Annotated in this window: 16 protein-coding genes; 14 read left to right on the top strand and 2 right to left on the bottom strand. The window is 66.4% G+C overall.

Features of this window, described 5'->3' with window-relative positions:
- Window positions 1–361: 361 nt before the first annotated feature.
- Complete coding sequence (locus tag HNQ08_RS01575; protein ID WP_184127331.1) at window positions 362–2,380, top strand: DNA topoisomerase subunit B; 2,019 nt, start codon at window positions 362–364, stop codon at window positions 2,378–2,380.
- Window positions 2,381–2,583: 203 nt separating this feature from the next.
- Here HNQ08_RS01575 and HNQ08_RS01570 read toward each other — a convergent pair whose 3' ends face one another.
- Together HNQ08_RS01570 and HNQ08_RS01565 are read right to left on the bottom strand one after the other, a co-directional pair.
- The gene (locus HNQ08_RS01570) at window positions 2,584–3,084 is read right to left on the bottom strand and encodes an acyl-CoA thioesterase (RefSeq protein ID WP_229789569.1); all 501 of its coding nucleotides are present in this window, start codon (window positions 3,082–3,084) and stop codon (window positions 2,584–2,586) included.
- Complete coding sequence (locus HNQ08_RS01565; protein WP_184127330.1) at window positions 3,081–3,422, bottom strand: 4a-hydroxytetrahydrobiopterin dehydratase; 342 nt, start codon at window positions 3,420–3,422, stop codon at window positions 3,081–3,083. The genes HNQ08_RS01570 and HNQ08_RS01565 overlap by 4 nt, the downstream gene beginning before the upstream one ends.
- Before the next feature lie 162 nt (window positions 3,423–3,584).
- Here HNQ08_RS01565 and HNQ08_RS01560 point away from each other — a divergent pair, with 162 nt between their 5' ends.
- The 13 genes from HNQ08_RS01560 (at window position 3,585) to HNQ08_RS01500 (ending at window position 20,956) form a co-directional block, all read left to right on the top strand.
- The gene (locus HNQ08_RS01560) at window positions 3,585–3,767 is read left to right on the top strand and encodes a hypothetical protein (protein WP_184127329.1); all 183 of its coding nucleotides are present in this window, start codon (window positions 3,585–3,587) and stop codon (window positions 3,765–3,767) included.
- 158 nt (window positions 3,768–3,925) lie between these two features.
- Window positions 3,926–6,472: a DNA mismatch repair protein MutS gene (mutS, locus tag HNQ08_RS01555; RefSeq protein WP_184127724.1), complete on the top strand. Its 2,547-nt coding sequence runs from the start codon at window positions 3,926–3,928 to the stop codon at window positions 6,470–6,472.
- A gap of 126 nt (window positions 6,473–6,598) precedes the next feature.
- Window positions 6,599–7,996: an FAD-binding oxidoreductase gene (locus HNQ08_RS01550; protein WP_184127328.1), complete on the top strand. Its 1,398-nt coding sequence runs from the start codon at window positions 6,599–6,601 to the stop codon at window positions 7,994–7,996.
- A 218-nt stretch (window positions 7,997–8,214) separates the two neighbouring features.
- On the top strand, window positions 8,215–9,750 hold the full coding sequence (locus HNQ08_RS01545; protein ID WP_184127327.1) for a 3-keto-disaccharide hydrolase: 1,536 nt from the start codon (window positions 8,215–8,217) through the stop codon (window positions 9,748–9,750).
- Between the two features lie 86 nt (window positions 9,751–9,836).
- Window positions 9,837–11,075 carry an MFS transporter gene (locus tag HNQ08_RS01540; protein ID WP_184127326.1) on the top strand — a complete coding sequence of 413 codons (1,239 nt, stop codon included), beginning with the start codon at window positions 9,837–9,839 and terminating at the stop codon, window positions 11,073–11,075.
- Window positions 11,076–11,396: 321 nt separating this feature from the next.
- Entirely contained in the window at window positions 11,397–12,917 is a 1,521-nt protein-coding gene (locus tag HNQ08_RS01535; RefSeq protein ID WP_184127325.1) for a glycine--tRNA ligase, read from the top strand.
- A gap of 447 nt (window positions 12,918–13,364) precedes the next feature.
- Window positions 13,365–14,312 (top strand): nucleoside hydrolase, encoded by a 948-nt coding sequence (locus HNQ08_RS01530; RefSeq protein ID WP_184127324.1) that lies wholly within the window; start codon window positions 13,365–13,367, stop codon window positions 14,310–14,312.
- Between the two features lie 62 nt (window positions 14,313–14,374).
- On the top strand, window positions 14,375–15,532 hold the full coding sequence (locus tag HNQ08_RS28060; RefSeq protein ID WP_184127323.1) for a diguanylate cyclase domain-containing protein: 1,158 nt from the start codon (window positions 14,375–14,377) through the stop codon (window positions 15,530–15,532).
- A gap of 128 nt (window positions 15,533–15,660) precedes the next feature.
- Entirely contained in the window at window positions 15,661–16,362 is a 702-nt protein-coding gene (gene ddrC, locus HNQ08_RS01520; protein ID WP_184127322.1) for a DNA damage response protein DdrC, read from the top strand.
- Between the two features lie 503 nt (window positions 16,363–16,865).
- Complete coding sequence (locus HNQ08_RS01515; protein WP_184127321.1) at window positions 16,866–17,423, top strand: hypothetical protein; 558 nt, start codon at window positions 16,866–16,868, stop codon at window positions 17,421–17,423.
- 247 nt (window positions 17,424–17,670) lie between these two features.
- Window positions 17,671–18,522 carry a hypothetical protein gene (locus HNQ08_RS01510; protein WP_184127320.1) on the top strand — a complete coding sequence of 284 codons (852 nt, stop codon included), beginning with the start codon at window positions 17,671–17,673 and terminating at the stop codon, window positions 18,520–18,522.
- A gap of 120 nt (window positions 18,523–18,642) precedes the next feature.
- Window positions 18,643–19,689 carry an LptF/LptG family permease gene (locus HNQ08_RS01505; RefSeq protein WP_184127319.1) on the top strand — a complete coding sequence of 349 codons (1,047 nt, stop codon included), beginning with the start codon at window positions 18,643–18,645 and terminating at the stop codon, window positions 19,687–19,689.
- A 160-nt stretch (window positions 19,690–19,849) separates the two neighbouring features.
- On the top strand, window positions 19,850–20,956 hold the full coding sequence (locus HNQ08_RS01500; RefSeq protein WP_184127318.1) for an LptF/LptG family permease: 1,107 nt from the start codon (window positions 19,850–19,852) through the stop codon (window positions 20,954–20,956).
- Window positions 20,957–20,998 lie beyond the last annotated feature (42 nt).

The following is a 20,998-nucleotide window of genomic DNA, read 5'->3' as shown; positions in this document are numbered from 1 at the left end:
CAAGTCAGGCTTCAAGATCAATGACGCGGTCCCAGCCTTCTCGGAGGTCTGGGGCCGCATCTCTGTCTTTCGATGCTGCACCATAAAAGCGCCCCGAAGTCAGAAGCAGAACTTCAGTGCTCCTGCCTGCCCCAGTCCTTCCTGACAACCCCTCGAATTCCGTGCCAGGACAGGGTTTTAAGACGCTCCAAACACCACAGCTCAATTATGTCATATACGTAATTTTATTGACCTATTTCAACTGATGTAGTATAGTGGGTATCTAGAAAGAGCGTCCCTGAGCGCTCGCCCCATTCAAAACCCTCTCCTCTCAATTCGGACGCGGCCTCGCGTCAGATCCGGGCCGCGCCGCAGGAGTTACATGACCAAACTCGAAGACCAGAATACCGCCGCTCCGGCCCAGTCCCGCGTCGCGGGTGGCCCGGGCGCGCAGTACACCGCCGCCGACATCTCCATTCTCAAGGGCCTGGAAGCTGTTCGCAAGCGGCCAGGGATGTACGTGCAGGGTGGTACGGGCATTGACGGCTACCACCAGCTGCTGACTGAGATCATCGACAACGCCATTGACGAGGGAACCGCCGGATTTGCCGACGAGATCCACGTCATCATGCACGCTGACGGCAGCGCCACCGTGACCGACAACGGGCGCGGCATTCCCGTGGACATGATGGAGTCTGAGGGCCGCCCAGCCATCGAGGTGATCTTTACCGAGCTGCACGCCGGGGGCAAGTTCGGTCAGGGAGCTTACAAGGTTTCCGGCGGTCTGCACGGCGTCGGCTCCAGCGTGGTGAACGCGCTGAGCACCTACCTGGACGTGACCGTCAACAAGGGTGGCAAGCTGCACCACATCCGCTTTGAGCAGGGCGTGGTGACCACTCCGCTGGAAGTGCTGGGCGACACGCCGAAAGACGTGAGCTGGGCCACCAAGGTCAGCTTCCACCCCGACGCGGGTGTGTTCAAGGAGTTCGACAACCTGTTCAGCTATGACCGCATCCGGGGTCGTCTGCGGGAACTGGCCTACCTGACGGGCCTGAAGATCGTGATCCGCGACGAGCGCACCGGTCTGCACGCCGGCGTGGTGCGCGAGGAGGTGTTCCACGAGCAGGGCGGCATCGCCAACTTCGCCCGCGCGCTGGTCACCGACGACACCAAGCTGCTCTACGACCAGCCCATCGTGATGCGCGGCACCCACAGCGATGTGATCGTGGAAGTGGCATTCATCCACGCCAACACCTACGCGTCGGACAACATCCTGACCTACGCCAACATGATCCGCACCCGCGACGGCGGCACGCCGCTGACCGGCTTCAAGACCGCCTACACCCGGATCCTGAACAAGTACGCCAAAGACAAGAACATGATCAAGGCGGGCAATCCCGTGCCCAGTGGCGATGACCTGCTCGAAGGGATCTACTGCGTGGTGAGCGTGCAGCTCAGCGAGCCGCAGTTCGAGTCGCAGGCCAAGGTCAAGTTGCTCAATAGCGAGGCGCAGACTGCCGTTAACGCTGTGGTGGGCGAGAAGTTCTCCGAATTCCTGGAAGAGAACCCGAAGGTGGGCAAGACCATCGTGGAGAAGGCCGCCGAGGCCGCCCGCGCCCGTGAAGCCGCCCGCAAGGCCCGCGACATCGTGCGCCGCAGCAACCCGCTGGAAAACGATGATCTGCCCGGCAAGCTGGCCGACTGCTCCTCGCAGGATCCGGCCGAGTCTGAGCTGTTCATTGTGGAAGGGATCAGCGCGGGTGGGAGCGCCAAGGGCGGGCGCGAGCGCCGCTTCCAGGCCATCTTGCCCCTGCGCGGCAAGATCCTGAACGTGGAAAAGGCTGAGCTGAACAAGATCCTCAAGAACGCCGAGATTCGCGCGCTGATCGCTGCCATCGGCGCAGGTGTGGAAGGCACCGGCGACCGCATGCACTTCGACCTGTCCAATCTGCGTTACCACAAGATCGTGATCATGACCGACGCGGACATGGACGGCGGGCACATCGCCACGCTGTTGCTGACCTTCTTCTACCGTTACATGCGCCCTGTCGTGGAGGCCGGCTACCTGTACATTGCCCAGCCGCCGCTGTACCGCATCACCGTGGGCCGCGAGAAGAAGGGCACCTACCTGTACACCGAAGAGGAACTGAAGAAGCACGTCTCCGTCGCCAACAGGGAAGGCAAGAAGTACGACATCCAGCGCTTCAAGGGGCTGGGGGAGATGAACGCCGATCAGTTGTGGGACACCACCATGAACCCCGAGACCCGCGCCATGAAGCGTGTGGGGATTGAGGACCTGATTGTCGCCAACGAGGTGTTTGAGGACCTGATGGGCAATGAGGTTGCGCCCCGCAAGCTGTTCATTCAGGAGAACGCCCGCTTCGCCGAGATCAGCGTTTAAAGCTCCGCCCTAAAACGCCCCCGCTTCCGATCTGGAGGCGGGGACGTTTTGCTGGTACTGTTAATAAGAGGGATGCCCCGCGCTCTGATCCAGCGGCAATGGAGCGTTCGCAGGCGCAGCCTCTGGCGCGCCGGGCTGTTCATGGGGCTCTGAGCGCCTCCGGTCAGAGCATCTCGGCCAGCTCTTCGGGTGAAGGACCAGTTTTACCCTTGCTCCTGACCCGGCCCCTCAACCGTAAACCCGAAGCGGCGAATGACCTCGACAGGTGTTCGCCGGGGACGGCCCGAGACGGGATCGACCCAGACCCACTCGGTCTGGCACTCCGCCAGGCGAATGCCCTGTTCCGGCGGATCGCCGTCGTTGAGGCGGTCGATGGTATAGGCCCGCACGCTGCGCACACCCGCATGAACCGTCAGGGCCGTGCGGACCCGCAGGCGGTCTCCCAGAAGCGCCGGACGGTGGTAGTTGATGACGTGCTGCCTGGCCACGGGCACCGCGCCCAGCGCGCGCAGCGCTTCGGTGCCCATCCTCAGCCGGTCGGCATGGGCACGTGCCGCCGCCTCGCACCACACCAGATACACCGTATTGTTGACGTGATCCAGCTCGTCCAGATGCTCCGTGCCCACCATCAGCACCACCTCGTGTCGCCGTGCGGCAGGCAGCGTGGCCCACAGGGTATCGGCGTCGGGAATGCTGAGCTTCAACTTTCAGCGCCATCCAGGGGTTTGGCGCTCAGATCCACCAGATCGTTGACGGCCTGCGCTCCCGCAATGTCTGCCCCGGTGATCCCGCCCGCATCGTGCGTGAAGTAGTTGAGCCTGACCCGTTTGTAAAACAGATGAATATCCGGGTGGTGTCCCTGCTGTTCGGCCAGCGCCGCCACCTGCACGGCAAAGTCCACCCCAGCCTGGTAGCTGTCGAACGTGAATTCGCGGAACAGCATGCCGTCGTCGCCCCACCATCCGTCAGGCTTGAGGTCATGCACGTCGCCCTCAGTCAATTTGCGGTCCGGGTCGTAACCCATCCTGGAGTCGTAAGCCATCCACCTATGTTAGGGGACTGTCAAGAGGAGATGGGCCGGAAGCCAAGGCGCAGGCCAGCAGGGTCATGTACTGTGCGGCATATAACTTCCCCGCCCATCCGAACGTCTTGAGGAGTTCGCCCGTGCTCCACGCCCCTGCCCGGCCCCCATGAGGTGTCTGACATGAATACCTGGATTCGCCGTTTTCGTTTGCTGTTTGCCCCTCCGCGTCCAGCCACTGTGTCCGCTTCGGGCCTGCTTTTCCTGGGCAGCGATCAAAACGACGGACACTCCAGTTCACTCGGTGCCAGTGTGCCACCCATCACGGACCTTGACCTGTTGCGGGCACTGGGCTGTGACGTGTAGAGCAGTGTGAGGGTCCCTGTGAATCTCCAGGGACCAAGGCTGCAGCAGGTGGATTTTCCTGAAGCACCCTGCTGCAGCCTTTTGCGCAGTCTTCCCTGAGCGCCATTGCCGCCCAGCTCTCCATGACCCCGACCGCTGCCCGCTATGCTGCCCCGCATATGCGGGTGGCTCAGAACGTGTTGAAGGGAACGGGCAATGGGGCGCTGCCGCCAATGCTCGAGCAGTATGTCCGCATGCGCGATGATGTGGCCGCGCAACTGCCGCATGCCATCTTGCTCTTTCAGGTGGGTGACTTCTACGAGACCTTCGGTGAGGACGCCGAGCGCGCGGCCCGGCTGCTGCGCATCGCGCTGACCCACAAGAGCAGCAAGGATTTCAGCACCCCGATGGCCGGCATTCCGCTGCGGACACTGGACAGCAATGTGGAGCGGCTGCTGGCAGCAGGGGTGTGCGTGGCGGTGGCCGATCAGATAGAAGAACCGGGCAGTGGTCTGGTGGAGCGCAAGGTCACGCAACTGCTCACGCCCGGCACCGTGACCGAGGAACGGCACCTCAGTGCCGACGAGAACTACCTCGCCGCGGTGGCCACCGGGGACGGTTACGCGCTGGCGCTGCTGGACGTCAGCACCGGCGAGTTCAGATGCGCCGCCTTCCACACCCGTTCGGCGCTGTACGACGAACTGTCGCGCTGGCGCGCACGGGAGGTGTTGCTGGCCCCCGAACTGTCCGGGAATCCGGCGCTGCTCTCGGACTTTCAGACCCGCTTTCCGGTGATGCTCTCCCCGGCCAATTTCGAGGAAGCGGGCTGCTGTGACGAACTGAAGACTGTGCTGGGCGAGGTCCCGGGCAGTCTGACCTCGGCGGCGTTGCGGCGGGCCTGCGGGGCGGTGCTGGGCTACGCGCGGGTCACGCAACAGGGCGAGCTGAAAATGGTACGCCGTGCGGTGCGCTTTGAGCCGGGCGCGCATATGCGTCTGCCCGAAGCGGCAGTGCGGGCGTTGGAACTGTTCACGGCGCAGGCGCCAGGGGGTGTGACGCTGATGGACGTGCTGTGCCAGACCCGCACGGCGGGCGGGCGGCGACGCTTGCGGGCCTGGCTGCGCGCTCCCTTGCTGGACGAACTGAGCATCCGTGCCCGGCTGGACAGCGTGGAAACCCTCACCCGCGCCGCTGACCTTCGAAACGGTGTGCGTTCACTGCTGTACCGCGCCCACGATCTGGAGCGGCTCTCGGCGCGCGTGGCGGTCAAGCGGGCCACCCCCCGCGAGGTCGCCTCGCTGGCCCGCACGCTGGAACTGTTGCCCGAGGCGGTGCGGCTGCTCGACGGGCTGGACGGCCTGCTGGGCGGTCTGCGCGCCCGTCTGGCCAGCCTGCCCGAAGTCGTGACCCGCATCCGCGCCGCCCTGGTGGACGATCCGCCTATCCGCGCCGGGGACGGCGGCCTGATCCGTGACGGCTTTCACGGCGAACTGGACGAGCTGCGAAACGGGGCCGTGGGCCACCGCGCGTGGCTGGCCGAGCTGGAGATTTCCGAGCGGGCGCGTACCGGGATTGGCAACCTCAAGGTGGGTTTCAACAATGTGTTCGGCTATTTCCTGGAAGTGACCGGGCCGCACCTGAGCAAGGTGCCGTCCGATTACCGCCAGATCGCCACCCTCAAGGACCGCGCCCGCTTTACCCGCCCCGACCTGCGCGAGCGTGAACGCGAGATCGCCCGCCTGGAACAGGCCGCCGAGCGGCTGGAGCTCGAAGTCTTTACCGAGCTGCGCGACAGTCTGGCCGCCCACGCCGAGGCGTTGTCGGAGGCGGCGGGCGCGCTGGCCGAGCTGGACGTGCTGGCAGCCCTGGCCGAGATCGCTGTGGATTGCGGCTGGAGCCGCCCGCAGACGGTGGAGGGCGGCGCGCGGCTGACCCAGGCCCGGCACCCGGTGGTGGAATCGGCGACGGGCGGCAAATTCGTGCCCAACGACGCCCTTCTGGGCACGGGCCGCACCACGCTGCTGCTCACCGGCCCCAACATGGCGGGCAAGTCCACCTACCTGCGGACCATTGCCATCTGCGCCCTGCTGCACCAGATCGGGTCCTTCGTGCCGGCTGACGGGGCGGACCTACCCGTGTACGACGCCATCCACACCCGGATCGGCGCGTCGGACGATCTGGCGGGGGGGCGCAGCACCTTTATGGTGGAGATGTCGGAACTGGCCGCCATCCTGCACGGCGTCACGGCGCGCAGCCTGGTCATCCTGGACGAGGTGGGCCGTGGCACCTCCACCCTCGATGGTCTCGCCATCGCGCAGGCGGCACTGGAACACCTGCACGGCACCGGGGCGCACACACTGTTCGCCACGCACTACTTCGAGCTGACCCGCCTCGAAGGCGAGCATCCTGGGCTGATTAACCTGCATGTGGCCGCCGAGGAGGACCAGGACGCCCACGACGGGCGCGGGGGCCTGACCTTCTACCATCAGGTGATTCCCGGCGCTGCCCGCCAGAGCTACGGCGTGGAAGTTGCGCGGCTGGCGGGGCTGCCTGCTCCCGTGACCGCCCGCGCCGCCCAGCTGCTGACCGCCCTGAACACTGGCAGTGACGACGGGCGTCTGACCCGCGAACTGGCTGCCCTCGATCTGGGCCGCCTGACGCCCATGCAGGCGCTGGAGTTGCTCCACAGCTGGCAGCGGGACGTGGTGGGGGCGGAGAAGGTGTGAGCGACTGCAGAGCGCACAAGCCGAGCACCAAAAGGTCCGCTCCACTTTCCGCAAGAACAAGTCTGACCTAAAAAAGAGCCTCCACAACGTCACTCGAACCCACAGCCCCCGTCGAAGGAGCCGCCCATGACAACTTCACTGCCCCGCCCCGACACCTTCACTGCAGCGGCCCTGACCGCCCTGCAAGCCCGCTTCGGCGAGCAGCTCAGCACCGCTCCGGCTGTGCTGGAGGCGCATGGTCGCGACGAGAGCCGTCAGGAATTCGCCTCGCCGCACGCCGTTCTGTTTGCGCTCACGGAGGCCGATGTGGTGGACGCGCTGCAACTGGCCGCCGAGCACGGCTTCCCGGTGGTGCCCTTCGCGGTGGGCAGCAGCCTGGAGGGTCAGGTGATCCCGGTGGCAGGCGGGTTGTCCCTGGACGTGAGCGGCATGAAGGCGGTGCTGGAGGTGGCCGCAGGCGGCTTTCAGGCCACCGTCCAGCCGGGGGTGACGTATCCGGAGCTCAACCGGCAGGTGCGCCATCTTGGGCTGTTCTTCCCCGTTGATCCCGGTGCCGAGGCGAGCCTGGGCGGCATGGCCTCCACCAATGCCAGCGGCACGGCGGCGGTGCGCTACGGCACCATGCGCGACAACGTGCTGGAGTTGCGGGTGGCCCTGGCCAATGGCGAGGTCATCCGGGTGGGCAGCAAGGCCAGAAAGACCAGCGCCGGCTATGACCTCAAGAACCTGTTTATCGGCGCGGAGGGCACGCTGGGCGTGATCACCGAGCTGACGGTCAAGCTGTGGCCGCTGCCCGCGCATCTGGTGGTGCTGCGGGCCAATTTCAGAACGTTGGGCGAGGCGGCCCGGTCCGCCGTGGACATCATGGGCGCGGCGCTGCAACCCGAGCGGCTGGAGCTGATCGACGAATCTCAGATCCACGCCGTCAATGTCCACAAGGGCACCGACTTTCCCGAAGCGCCGACCCTATGGATCGAGCTGGCCTCTCCCAGCCAGACCGCGCTGGCCGAGGCGCTCGAACTGTGCCGTGAACTGGTCACCGACGGCGGGGGCACCGGGCTGCACGCCGCGTACAGCGCGGAGGAACGCGCAAAACTGTGGGAGGCCCGCCATCACGCCTACTACGCCATCACCGCGCTGCACCCCGGCCACGTCAACATGACCACCGATCTGTGCGTGCCGCTGCACGTGTTGCCGGAGGTGGTGGAGTTCACGCGCCAGCAGGCCGACGCGGCGGGGCTGGACGCCAGCATCGTGGGCCACGTCGGTGACGGCAACTTCCATGTGCTGTTCCACGCCCCCCCGGACGACGCGGCAACGTGGGCGAAGGTCCAGGCGGTCTACGACGCCATGATCACCGAGACGCTGGCACGGGGCGGCACCTGCACGGGCGAACATGGCGTCGGGCTGCACAAACGCGCCTACCTGGCCCGCGAGCACGCGGACACACTGAAGGTGATGCGCGGCGTCAAGGCGCTGCTTGATCCACAAGGCCTGCTGAATCCTGGGAAAATTCTGCCCTGAGGGTGTCTTCACTGAGACGAAAAGCTGCCTGACACTTCAGGTAGCTCAATGGAACCTGAGCCAGACTGGGCGCCCCCTCTCACTGAAGTGGGAAATCATGGAGTGGCTGGACTGCCCATCAACATGCGCCGGGCTGCGTCTGATGGCCCCGCCCCTGTGTCCTGTGCCCCTGATCTACCGTTCTCAGCGAATCCGCCCCTTTTCATGCAAGGAGCCCCATGCCCGACGCCTCTGTCCCCCCTTCCACCCGCCGCTCAGCGCAAGGCCCGTTAGCGAAGCGACTGCCATGGCCAAATGTTCGCCGCACCGCCCTGACCCTGCTGCTGGGCGGCCTGCTCTCGGCCTGCGCCGACGTGTCGGGGACGCCCGCGCCGTCAGGGGACGGGGATGATCTGCCGACGCCTCTCGAGCCGCAGACCGCCTGGACCACGCTGTTCAATGGGCAGGACCTGAGCGGCTGGACCTCCTGGCTGCCGTCGCGCGGTACGGGCAGTGATCCGGAAGAGGTGTTCAAGGTCCAGAATGGCGAGTTGCGCGTACTGGACGTGGCGCCCACTCCTGGAGACCGCGAGTTCGGTTACCTGCTGACCGACAAGCGCTACGCCAACTATCGGTTGCGGCTGCAATACCGCTGGGACAGCCAGAAATTTGCGCCGCGTGCGGGAGAGCCCCGCGATTCGGGCGTGCTGTACCACGTCACTGGCCCCAACAAGATCTGGCCTGGCAGCATGGAGTTCCAGATCCTGGAGGGCGGCACGGGAGACCTGTGGCTGCTGGACGGGACCAACGTGACCTCCACGGTCCGCGATCCGGGTGTCCGTGAACTGGAGTACGACCCCCTGGGGCGGGCCGTGACCACCAACGAGGCTCCCGGCAGCTACCGGCGGCTGATCCGGGCCGACGGGGTCAAGGAAGTGGCCGGCTGGAACACACTGGAACTGGTGGTGTCTGGGGACGAGGCCACGCAGATCGTCAACGGGCAGCTCGCGGCGCAGGCCACCGGGCTCCGGGCTCCGGGGGGCGCGGCCCTGACGGCAGGCCGTATTGCCCTGCAGGCCGAAGGGGCCGCCGTGAGTTACCGCGACATCGAACTGCGCCCGCTGGCCTACCTGCGTCCCCCGTCGGGCGCGCGGGTGCTGCTAGGCAAGGACAGCAGCACCCAGAGCCTGGGGGCCGACTGGCAGGACCGGCGTGGAGGAGAGGTGCGGTGGGGCGTACAGGGCGGCGTGGCCACGGTCAGGCCCAGCGGCAATCCACAGGACACCAATGACCTGCACACGCGTGAGAAGTTTGGGGACTTCCGGCTGCATCTGGAATTCCGCCTGCCGCCCAGCCGCGGCGGACTCAGCGAGCAGGACCGGGGCAACAGCGGCGTGTACCTGCAGGGCCGCTATGAGTTGCAGATTCTTGACTCCTTCGGGACAGGTCTGGGGGGCAAGAACGATCTGGGGGCCATCTACGGTCAGCACGATGCCAGCAGCAACGAGGCGCTTCCCGCTGGGACCTGGCAGAGCTACGACATTGAGTTCCGCGCCGCGCGTTGGCAGAACGGCCAGAAGACCGAGGACGCCCGCGCCACGGTGTACCTCAACGGCCAGAAGGTTCAGGACAACGTGGCCCTGAGCGGCTCCACCCTGCTGGGTGATGCCGAGGCGCCGACGCCTGGCCCGATCGTGTTGCAGGACCACGGCAGCGACGTGAGTTTCCGCAACATCTGGGTGGTGCCGGGGAGCGAGACGGGCCAGACGCCCTGAGGCTCCGGGGTGTTCCCGCAGCAGTCACTCCACAACAGTTACTTTGATTCGCAAACCCCTTGACTTGTCCAAGCTAGACTGATGGGATGACCCGGACGCCATCGCCTGTTCCCCGTTCGGCGGTGCCGACCACCACTGAGCCCCTTTCCCCCTCGTTTGCCCCGCCGGACACGCTGACCCGCCTGACCCTGCTGTTGCTGGCCGCACTGACCATCATGTCGGGCGCCACCATCGCACCCGCGTTGCCCGCCATGACCGTGCACTTCGCGGACCATCCCAACGCGGGGCTGCTCGTCAAACTCTCCCTGACCATCGTGGGACTGGCCATTGCTGTGAGCGCGCCGCTGGGTGGCCTGCTGGCCGACCGCTTCGGACGGCGGCCAGTGCTGATCGGCTCGCTGCTACTCTATGCCCTGGGCGGGGCGAGCGGTCTGGTGATCTCGTCGCTGGACGCCCTGCTGGCGGGCCGCGTGGTCCTGGGGCTGGCGGTGGCCGGCACCATGACGGCCGGCGGCGCGCTGGTCAACGACTACTTTGCGGGCGCGGCGCGCGGCAGGTTCCTGAGCCAGCAGGCGTCGTTCACCAGTTTTGGTGGGGCCGTGCTGCTGCCACTAGGCGGTCTGCTGGCAAGCGTGGGCTGGCGCGCGCCGTTCGGGCTTTACCTGATCTCCCTGCTGCTGCTGCCGCTGGTCCTGCGCCTGCCGCGCGGTGTTCCCGGACCGACGCAGGTGGATGAGCCGGAGGAAAAGCCGCGCTGGGGCATTATCGCTGTGATCTACGTGCTGGCGCTGGCCTACATGGCGGTCTTCTACCTGATGCCCGCTCAGGGCCCGTTCCTGCTGCAGTTCCTGGGGGCGTCGCCCGCCTCCACCGGACTGCTGCTGGGCGCGTTCACGCTGACGGCGGCCATCACGGCGCTGGGTTACTCGCGCTTCGCGGGCCGCTTCGATCACCGCCGTGTGGCGGGCCTGGGGCTGCTGTTGCTGGCAGCGGGCTGGGGGTTGGTGTCGGTGTCCGGCAGCCCTGCGGGCGTGCTGCCCGGGCTGATTGTGGCCGGGATGGGCGGCGGGCTGGCCCTGCCCAACCTGAACGCCTGGCTGGCCGAACTGACCCCGCGCGCGTGGCGTGGGCGCATCGTGGCGGGCATGAGCAGCGCCATCTTCCTGGGGCAGTTCCTGAGTCCGCTGCTGCTGGCTGCCCCCAGCAACCATCCCGCGCAGGGCTTCGTGTGGGGCTCGGTCGCCATCGGTGTGATCGGGGCCGCGTTGCTGGCGTTCAGCGTGGTGAGGGGGCGCCCTGGCCCTGACCTGCACGCCGGGGCCTGATGCCCGGTGGGCCAGGGACGCACCCCTTGACCCCTGCCTCCCCTCGGGCGACAATGCCCCAAGCGTTGATCCGCAGGAGTAGCGCGTATGTGCCCGGGGAGCGAGCCTGAGACGGTGGGAGTCAGGTGGGCGGCAGCGCGTGAAGGGCGGCGGGGAGCTGTTGAAGAGTCGAAGAGGGCCAGAGGGCGGCAGAACGCCGCGCGCTGGAACTGGGGTGGAACCGCGCGGAGACCCATTCGCGTCCCCAGACGGGCCGAGAGGTGCCGTCTGGGGTGTTTTCATGTCCCGCTGGCACGCGAGGTCCGTAAAGGAGGACAGCCTATGCCCGCATCATCGATGGAAGAACTGGTCAGCCTGTGCAAGCGCCGCGGCTTTATTTTTCAGGGCTCTGAGATCTACGGCGGCCTGCAGGGCTTCTACGACTACGGTCCCCTCGGCGTGGAACTGAAGAACAACATCAAGGCCGCGTGGTGGCGCGCAAACGTCTACGAGCGCGACGACATGGAAGGGTTGGATTCCAGCATCATCATGCACCGCATGGTTCTGCGTCACAGCGGCCACGAGGCGACGTTCTCGGACCCCATGGTAGACAACAAGAAGAACAACAAGCGCTACCGCCTGGACCATCTGGTCAAAGACCAGAAGGCCGACGTGGTGGACAAGGTTGCCCAGGGCATCGGTGAGGACGCGGCCAACTTCCCGGCGGTGGTGGCGGCCCTGGTCCGTCAGCCGGCCAGGGCTTCAGAGGCCCTGAAAGCGGCGGGCGTGCGCGATCCCTTTTCCGGCGAGGTGGGCGACTGGACCGAGCCCAAACCCTTCAACATGATGTTCAAGACCACCATCGGTCCGGTCGCCGACGATGACAGCTACGGCTACCTGCGCCCGGAAACCGCCCAGGGCATCTTCACCAACTTCAAGAACGTGGTGGACTCCACTAGCCGCCGTCTGCCCTTCGGCATCGCGCAGATCGGCAAGGCCTTTCGCAACGAGATCACGCCGCGCAACTTCATCTTCCGCGTGCGGGAACTGGAGCAGATGGAGATCGAGTTCTTCTGCGTGCCCGGCACCGATGAGGAGTGGCACGAGCACTGGCTGGAGCGTCGGCTGAGCTGGTGGGAGGCGCAGGGCGTGCCCAGGAGCAAAATTGAGATTCTGGACGTGCCAGGTGAAGACCTGGCGCACTACTCCAAGCGCACCTACGACCTGATGTACGACTACCCCACCCTGGGCCATGAGGAGATCGAGGGCATCGCCAACCGCAGCGACTACGACCTGGGGTCTCATACCAAATCGCAGGCCGAGCTGGGACTGGTGGCCAGCGTCACCGAGAACAACGACTCCATCGCTAAGCTGACCATCCCGCACCCCGAGACCAACAAGCCCGTCGTGCCGTTCGTGATCGAGCCGTCGGCGGGCGTGGACCGGGCGCTGCTGGCCGTGCTGAGCGAGGCGTTCACGAAAGAGACGCTGGAGAACGGCAGCGAGCGCATCGTGCTTAAGCTCAGGCCGCATCTCGCACCGATCAAGGTGGCGGTGATCCCGCTGGCCCGCAACCGCGAGGAAATCACGACGGTGGCCCGGGCGATCAAGGCCGAGCTGCAGGGCCTGGGCTTGGGCCGGGTGCTGTACGAGGACAGCGGTAACATCGGCAAGGCGTACCGTCGCCACGACGAGGTGGGCACGCCGTACTGCGTGACCGTGGACTTCGACACCATCGGCCAGAGTGAGGGAGAAGACAGGGGACTCAAGGACACCGTGACCGTCCGCGACCGCGATACGCTGGCGCAGGAGCGCGTCAGGATCAGCGAACTGGCGGGCTGGATCCGCGAGAAGCTGCGCTGAGTCGCGGGCCTCTTCCTGTCGCCGCCAAGCCAGCGCTAATGGCCCGGCGACAGGCAGAGACTTGCGGCCACCCCGCCGCCGCCCGTCTGCCCTTCAAAGAAGGACATTGCTGTGGCGCTTTCGCCCTCAGGTCACCTGCCCCAACCCAGCAAAACACCCACCGGAAAGGGTGGGTGAGTAGTGTTGGGGAAGAGTGGGGATGGTTCTGCTGAAGGAGAGGAGGATGGGGGCCGTTAGCGGTCGCGCACGCGAACGGGGATGGGCACTGGCTGAGGCTGTGGAGCGCCGCCCAGGATTTCCCGGAGCCAGTCAATAAATTCTCTCAGGCCCTTCATGACCGCAGTTTATCGGTTGGGGACTGGGACAGATGGCGCGCAGCTTACGATGGGTGCGCTAAAAGGCAGTACGTTAAACCTGCCTAAATCCGCAAATGACACAATGAGGGGTATGACCGCTGCCTCCCTTACGCCCCGCCCCGTAATTCTGGACGGCGATCCCGGCCACGACGACGCCATCAACATCCTGCTGGCGCTGGCCAGCCCTGAACTCCAGGTGCTGGGCATCACCACGGTGTTCGGCAACGTGGGGCTGGAACGCACCACCCGCAACGCCCTGATCACCCGCGAGCTGATCGGCGCGGACGTGCCCATCTTCGCCGGTGCGGACCGTCCGCTGGTGGTACCGCGCATCAGTGCCGAGGCCGTGCACGGAAAGAGCGGCATGGACGGCCCCGAGCTGCCCACGCCGACGCGCGGTGCGGAAGCCATGCACGCCGCGCATTTCATCATCGAGCAGGTGCGTGCCCGGCCCGGCGAGGTCACCCTCGTCCCCACCGGGCCGCTGACCAATCTGGCGCTGGCCTTCCGCCTCGCACCGGATATCGTGCCGCTGCTGCGGGAGGTGGTGTGGATGGGCGGCAGCACCGACACCGGCAACTGGACGCCTGCCGCCGAGTTCAACGCACTGGCCGATCCCCACGCCGCGCACGTCGTCTTCACGTCCGGCGTTCCGCTGACCATGTTCGGCCTGAACGTCACGCATCAGGCCATCGCGCACCCGGCCCGCGTGGCGGCGTTCCGGGCGCTGGGCACGCGGGTGGGCGAGTTCGCGGCGGTGCTGCTGGAATTCTTTGCCGAGCACCACCGCGAGCGTTACGGCTGGGAGGGCGGCGCGCTGCACGATCCGATGACCGTGGCGTGGCTGCTGCGCCCGGACCTGTTCGTGTCCAGGCCCATGCATGTCACCCTGGACCTGACGGCTGGGCCAAGCGTGGGCCGCACCGTGGCGGATGTGTGGGACGTGACCGGGCAGCCCAAGAATGTCCGGGTGGCGACAGCTGTGGACGCCGACGGCTTTTTCGCGTTGCTGGTGGAACGGCTGGGACGCTACTCCTGAGCCTCCGGCGGCCAGCTTAAGCCGTCAGAATTCTGACACCGCGCACCGCTTAAACTGTGGAGGTGCGACTCCCGGCCCCGGTCCGGTCTGGCCGCCCAGCGCCGTCCCGGCCTTCCGGCCAGCCAGTGGACAGTGCGGGCCACCCGCTCACGCCGGTCATTGCGCCGGGCGACGAACTCAAGCACGCCCTGCACCAGCGGCTGGCGCTGGCGGCACTGGCCTGCGGGCTGCCGGTCCTGGCCATCCTGTGGGTGCTGGAGGCCCGCTCTCCCTCGCCCAACGCCGAACTGATCGGGGTGTACGCCGTGATGGCGCTGCTGTGCCTGTGGGGTGTGGTGCGGGTGCTGCGGCGCAGTTCGCTGGACGTGGCGCTCAAGATTATCGTCTCCTCAAATCTGGTGTTCATTGCGGCCCAGGCGTACGTGGGCGGCGCAGGCCAGTCGGTCAGCGAGGCGCAGACGCAATTCAGCATGCTGCTGATGCTGATCGCCAACGCGGTGCTGGGCCACCTGATCTTCGGGGCGCGCCGCGCCGGGCGGCTGGCCCTGGGGGGCTTCGTGCTGGCGGTAGTGGCGGGCCTGCTGGGCGCGCGTCAGGGGGGCCTGGACGGAGCGCTGCCCAGCGCACAGCTGTACCTGTCCACCGGCACTATCCTGCTACTGCTACAAGCTCTGGCGTGGTACAAGTCCCGCTTCGTCACTCAGGCCCAGGCGCAGCTGCGGTTGGAGCACGAGGCGTATACCGATCCCCTGACCGGGCTGGCCAACCGCCGCCGCCTGTACCAGCGGGTTGCTGATCTGCTGGAGCCCGTCGCCGGGGCGCAGGAGGATGGCGAGGGGGGCAGCGTGGTCATGTTTGACCTCGACCACTTCAAGCGCGTCAATGACCTGCACGGCCATCTGGCTGGGGACAGCGCCCTGATGCACGTCGCGGCCCTACTGCGGGCGACGGCCCAGCCTGGCGAGACGCCGGGACGATGGGGTGGGGAGGAATTCATGCTGGTGCTCCCCGGCATCGGTCAGGCGGGGGCGCTGCGCCGCGCACAGGAAGTCCAGCGGTTGCTCGCGTCCTCGCCCCACCCACAGGTCGGCCCGCTGACCGCCAGCTTTGGCGTCAGTGCCAGTCTCGCAGGCGATGACCTGACCCGGCTGGTGGCGCGGGCGGACGACGCGCTGTACCGCGCTAAGTCGGGAGGCCGCGACCGGATCGAGATGGCCTGAAGAAGGGTCTTGCCTGACCTGATTCTAGTCCCCCTACAGGCCGCTGAAGCCCACCAGTACAGCCTTCAGCGATCATTTTCCTTCCGCTGAAATTATGCTATTAACAGAATTTATGCTATACTCTACGTATGAAGAACGCTCCGCTGACCCTTGAATTCGGCACCGTCCGGCTGCCCATCAGCGCCGACGGACTCCTTCTCGCTTCCTCTGCCCTGGCCCAGCTGGGGCTGACCGATCCCGACTGGAACACGCTGGCCGCCGAGCATGACCTGGAGGCCCCCGCCCGCGACTTTGGTGCTGGCCCTGAAGCCACCCTGAGCCTGGCCGAGTTCACGCGGCTGGCCTTCGTGATCGACACCCCGCAGGCGCGGCGCTGGCGCAAGCGAGCACAGGATTTGCTGACCCGCGCGATGAGCGGCGACGTGAAACTGGCCGCCCAGATTGCCGAGCGCAGCACCGATCCCGAGGCGCGGCGCTGGCTGGCCTCCCGCCTGGAGAGCACCGACGCCCGGCGCGAGCTGATGGCGACGGTGGCCCGTCACGGCGGCGAGGGCAACGTGTACGGGCAGCTGGGCAGTATCAGCAACCGCAGCGTGTTGGGCACCGACAGCGCCACCATCCGCCGTGAACGCGGCGTCCGGGCCACCCGCGATGGCCTGAGCAGCACCGAGCTGCTGCGGCTGGCTTACCTGGACGCCGCCACCGCCCGCGCCATCACCGAGCGCGGAGCTCATGGCAACGCCGCCATCCTGCACCTGCACGAGCGGCTAGCCCGCCACGAGCGCCGGGGCTGGGCTGGGCAAGGCTCCGGCTCACCGCAGGCGGGTTGAGAAACCACTGATCTGGCCCTCTCCTGATGGAGGGGGCTTTTTTGAGGTCCGGGGCGGGAGAGAGGCACGAGCTTTATTGCGTCGGGTCTGGAACTCCCGGGCCGTGTCGCCCCGCCCAGCCACTTGTGCCCCCGTTGGGGCGGTGGCGTAATCCCCCGGCTTTCAAACCGGGGGATTACGCCACTTTCTCTAAGCCCTTCCAGCTTCTTCTCGCCTCTGCTTGATGCACTTTCATACACCTAGATGCACTCTTTTCGCCACTTTCCACCTTGCTTTCCTGATCTCCTTATGCAACAGTGGGCTATTCCCAACGTGCTGGAGAGGGTTTTCGTTTTTTTCATTCTCTCGATAGCGCTTTGGCAGGTACTGATATATCCTGCGCAGATACCGACAAATCGTCGGCAAATACCGACACATTGGCGGCAGATACCGACAGATAAGCTGGATCGACATGCCGGGAGCCGCCTCACGGCCGTCCGCTCAGCTCCAGGAGAACCCAAAGCATGCCTGAACACCACAAGACCAGGGCTAGCCGACAGAAGGCCGAGCATTTCTTCCTGAAGTACGCCCGTCTCCCCTTAGGAGAACGCTCCCTCGCTCGGCTCCGAGCCGAGTTGCAGAAGGAAAAAATCTCAGTCAGCCTACGGACGCTGGAGCGCTACTCCGAGCTGTATAAGTGGACAGAACAGCTGCGGCAGCTCTCTGTCAAGGATCAGGCCAAGGATCAGGCCGCAGCCACGCGCTGGGTCGAGAAAATCCGCAGCCGCCGGAGGGAGTATTACTACAACAGGGAACTGCATCCCCAGGAGTGGGCGGCCGAGCAACTTATCGCGGCGGTGGACAAGATCTGTCCACACTGCACTTACAACCTGCTGGGCGAGCAGGATCAACTCCGGCTGTGCCAGCAGTGCACCGATCAGATCCGGCCATTGATAAGGGCGCTGCAGCAGGGCGTGCCTGCCGCGGCGGTTCTGAAACAGCAATTCGAACAGGAGTTGCTGGCAGAACGGCGCGAGGGGTTTCGCCTGGAAGACTACCTCGAGCCTTCTGAGCCCTCTTGAACCAGCTGAGAACAGCACAGGGTCCTCGCTTGGTAGGACCCCTCCCTGCCGCCCGGACTGGCATGCGTCCCGGCACCAGCCAGAAGATCTAGAGTCCTGCGGGCAAGAAGATTGCCGTCACCCTTAGCCCCCCTATGCAATTGGGGCAGATTGTGTGAAAAGGCTGTGCTGGACGGGCTTGACTGTGTGAGCGAGGCTGATCCAGTGTGTGCTGCCCCGCCAGACCGCAGGCGGGGCAGGAGGCTCCATGACGCAGTCCGAAGACCAGTTGAATCTTCACGCCGCCCGTCTCTACCTCACCCGTCTGCTGCCTCACCTGGCCCCGTTTACCCAGCGGGAGCTGCAGGGGCTCACCCTCAAGGCTGGCCTATGGTCCCTGTATCAGCAGAGCCAACCCGGCGAGCCGACACTCACCGATCACCTCCACTCCCACGCCCGACTCCTGCGCGGTCACGGCAGCGAGCTTGACCGCCTGGAGGCCCAGCACCTGCGTCAGTCGAACGAGCGCCCCGGACCATGGCTGAGGCCCAGTGGAGAGGACGTCAGCCGTCTCCCGTCAAACTCCGGCCTGGAGAAGATGCAGCAACTGGCCCATGGGCTAGGTCTTCCCTGGTTCACCCGTCAGCCCATCACTCGGGCCAAAACCCAGGTCAGTTACCGCGTCACCCGGTCTTTTGAACGCGCCCTGCATGATGCCTGGAAGGAAGAGGCCCCACGTGGAGCCTCCCGCAGCGTGCTGCAAGGTACGCTCGCGCTGGCCTACCTCAGCCTCCCGGAGTTCAGAGCGCGCGTGAGGCAGGTACAGGATGTGCGCTACGCGCGAACCCCCGTGACCTCAGTGTCCCAGGAGGCCAGGAACGTCGCCGCGCTCCTGACCCGCTGCGGGCTGCCCGCCCGGGGTGCGCCCGCCCTGCGCAACGAGGTGGTGCAGCTGAGCTATCGGACCACCTTGGCGGCGAACGATCAGTTACGCCGCAGTCTGCCGGCCGCAGAGCGCACGCTGGCCTACCTGCACATCGACCTGCTTGCCCTGTATCTCACGGCGCCGGACATCCGGGCAATGATTGACAGCGTCATCGAGGACCGCGCGCAGAAATAACGGACAACAGGGAAGGGGCGCACGGTCAAGTGCGCCCTTGCCCTCTGACCCTCCCCAGTGCCCCCGGCACCCCCGCCTTCCGCTCCCTTTTCCTCATCCGGGACCGCTAGAATCGCGCCCGTGCCCATCCTGACCCGAACCGTACTCGGCGAGATCGCCCGCTGGTATCTGGGGGGCGTGGCGCTGTTCCTGACCCTGCTGATGACCGACGCCCTGAGCAGCACCGTGGGCAAGCTGCTGATCTACCACCCGCCGGTCAGCCAGGCGCTGGCGGCCTTCCTGTCGATCTTGCCGCAGAGCCTGAACAAGACGCTGGCGCTGGCGGTGCCGTTCTCGATCCTGCTGGCCTTCTCGCGCATGCAGCGCGACAACGAGCTCAAGGCGGTCCTGGCCAGCGGCATCCGCCCGCTGAGTCTGGTGTGGCCGCTGGCGCTGCCGTTCGCGTTGGTGGGCGTGGTGGCGTACTTCAACGCGGGCACCCTGGTTCCCGCAGGGCTGGCGAACTGGGACCGCGCGTGGTACACCATCTACGATCAGCCGCCCCCACCGCCCAAGCAGGAGAACTACACCTACGCCCCGCCCGGTGCGCTGTACTACGCGGGCCGCGTCAGCGCCGATGACGCTGGGAGCGCGGTGGCGCAGCTCAGCGGCGTGATGGTACAGCGCGGCGACGAGACCATCACCGCGCAGTACGGCACCTGGGATTCGGGCAAGGGGATCTGGACCCTGAACAGTCCCTGGATCTCGCGCCCTGGCCAGAATCCGCAGCAGTCGTCCACGGATCTGGTGATTCCGCAGAACGACACCCTGCGCCCGCCGCCCCCCGCTGCCCAGCAGGTCAGCAACGCCGAGTTGCGCACCGCACTGGCGGACGGAGGGCTGAGCCGCAAGGGCGTGCGCGACTACACCTTCCAGCTGGCCGCCCGCGTCGCGGACCCTGCCACCCCGGTGGTGTTCGCTCTGGCCGCCGGGCTGCTGGGCCTGCTGATCCGCAACCGCGCCGCCGCCTTTGCCGCCGTGCTGGTGTTTATCGTGTGCTTCTACGTGTTGTGGACCACCATGCCGGGGCTGGCGGGGGCTGGTGCGCTGAACCCCACGCTGGCCGCCTGGATTCCCAACCTGGCCTTCCTGCTGCTGGCGGGCGGCCTGGCCTGGAGGCTAAGGTGAGCCGGGGACAGGCGTCCCTGAGAGGGGAGGGGCCAAGGGGCCGAGCCCTGGCTCTGTCCGTCGCTGCAACGTTCCAAGCCTCCAGGGGACATGAAGGGGCCAGACGCACCTCACCTATTCCCTCTGACCACCTTTCCTCCAGACCCACGGTGGCCCAGCCATGAAGCTGTTCGAGCGTTACGTCCTGGCCGAGATCCTGCCCCTGTTGTTGGGGGCGCTGGCCGCCGTGATTGTGCTGCTGGTGCTGGCCGCGCTGCAGGAGGTCATCGCGCCGCTGCTGGCCAAGGGGGCCGATCCAGTGCTGGTGGCTCGCGTGCTGGCGCTGAACGTGCCGGAGGCCGCCGCCCGCGCCCTGCCCATTGCGTTGATGTTCGCCACGTTGCTGGGCCTGTCGCGCCTGAGTGCCGATTCGGAACTGAAGGGGGCCCTGGCCGCCGGGATTCCGGCCACCCGGCTGCTGTGGCCGGTGCTGGCGCTGGGCCTGGGCGTGACCGTGCTGGCCTTTGCGCTGGGCGAGGGCCTGGTGCCGCGCGCCAAGGTGCAGGAACGCAAGGTCAAGCAGGAGATCGTCTTCGACAACCCGCGCGTGATCGGTCTGGACGGCGTGGGCGCGGACGGCCAGCGCATCGTGCTGCGCGACGCCCTGGACCGTGCCATCAGCGTGGGCAAGATCGGCCCCGGTGGGGAGCTGGAAGACCTGCGGATCGTGACCATGCAGCCGGGCCTGCCCCCGCGTGAGGTCATCACGGCTGCCAGTGGGCGCCTGCAAGCGGGCAGCAACGTGCTGGAACTGCGTGATGGCCGCCGCATCACCTACCAGGACGCGCGTCCTGTGACCATCTTGACCTTCAAGACGGGTAGCCTGCCGGTACAGGACGTGCAGGCGGATCTGGATGCGGGCGGCGGCGAGCTGAAGCCGATCTACACGCCGCTGCGTGAGCTGTGGGCCAGGACCGCCATGTACCGCGCGCAGGGCGTCCGTTCGCCCGCCGACTTTACGGCGCTGCACCGCAAGTTTGCCGAGCCGCTGGCGGCCCTGGCGCTGGCCTTTTTCGCGGTCAGTCTGGCGGTGTTTACCTTTCGCAGTGGGCGGGACCTGGGGCTGGTGTGGGCGCTGCTGCTGACGTTTGCTTACTACGCTACCTGGAGCGTGTTCCGGGTAATGGGGGAGAACGGGGCGGTGTCGGGCGTGGTGGCCGCCTACGCGCCGGACCTGATTGCGGTGGTGGCTGGGGCGGCGCTGCTGTGGCGGACGGGGCGACGGTGAGGCGGATGTCGGCAAGTGGCTGTAAGTGGCGTCAAATGGCGT

The organism is Deinococcus humi (assembly GCF_014201875.1).
Taxonomy (GTDB): Bacteria; Deinococcota; Deinococci; order Deinococcales; family Deinococcaceae; genus Deinococcus; species Deinococcus humi.
The sequence above is the reverse complement of the archived record's forward strand: the minus strand, read 5'-3'. Positions and strand labels throughout refer to the sequence as shown.

What these genes read in the sequence shown, in the direction of transcription:
- HNQ08_RS01575 (WP_184127331.1), top strand. Translation starts at nt 362, where the DNA reads ATGACCAAACTCGAAGACCAGAATACCGCCGCTCCGGCCCAGTCCCGC.
- HNQ08_RS01565 (WP_184127330.1), bottom strand. Translation starts at nt 3,422, where the DNA reads ATGGCTTACGACTCCAGGATGGGTTACGACCCGGACCGCAAATTGACT.
- HNQ08_RS01560 (WP_184127329.1), top strand. Translation starts at nt 3,585, where the DNA reads ATGAATACCTGGATTCGCCGTTTTCGTTTGCTGTTTGCCCCTCCGCGT.
- mutS (WP_184127724.1), top strand. Translation starts at nt 3,926, where the DNA reads ATGCGGGTGGCTCAGAACGTGTTGAAGGGAACGGGCAATGGGGCGCTG.
- HNQ08_RS01550 (WP_184127328.1), top strand. Translation starts at nt 6,599, where the DNA reads ATGACAACTTCACTGCCCCGCCCCGACACCTTCACTGCAGCGGCCCTG.
- HNQ08_RS01545 (WP_184127327.1), top strand. Translation starts at nt 8,215, where the DNA reads ATGCCCGACGCCTCTGTCCCCCCTTCCACCCGCCGCTCAGCGCAAGGC.
- HNQ08_RS01540 (WP_184127326.1), top strand. Translation starts at nt 9,837, where the DNA reads ATGACCCGGACGCCATCGCCTGTTCCCCGTTCGGCGGTGCCGACCACC.
- HNQ08_RS01535 (WP_184127325.1), top strand. Translation starts at nt 11,397, where the DNA reads ATGCCCGCATCATCGATGGAAGAACTGGTCAGCCTGTGCAAGCGCCGC.
- HNQ08_RS01530 (WP_184127324.1), top strand. Translation starts at nt 13,365, where the DNA reads ATGACCGCTGCCTCCCTTACGCCCCGCCCCGTAATTCTGGACGGCGAT.
- ddrC (WP_184127322.1), top strand. Translation starts at nt 15,661, where the DNA reads ATGAAGAACGCTCCGCTGACCCTTGAATTCGGCACCGTCCGGCTGCCC.
- HNQ08_RS01515 (WP_184127321.1), top strand. Translation starts at nt 16,866, where the DNA reads ATGCCTGAACACCACAAGACCAGGGCTAGCCGACAGAAGGCCGAGCAT.
- HNQ08_RS01510 (WP_184127320.1), top strand. Translation starts at nt 17,671, where the DNA reads ATGACGCAGTCCGAAGACCAGTTGAATCTTCACGCCGCCCGTCTCTAC.
- HNQ08_RS01500 (WP_184127318.1), top strand. Translation starts at nt 19,850, where the DNA reads ATGAAGCTGTTCGAGCGTTACGTCCTGGCCGAGATCCTGCCCCTGTTG.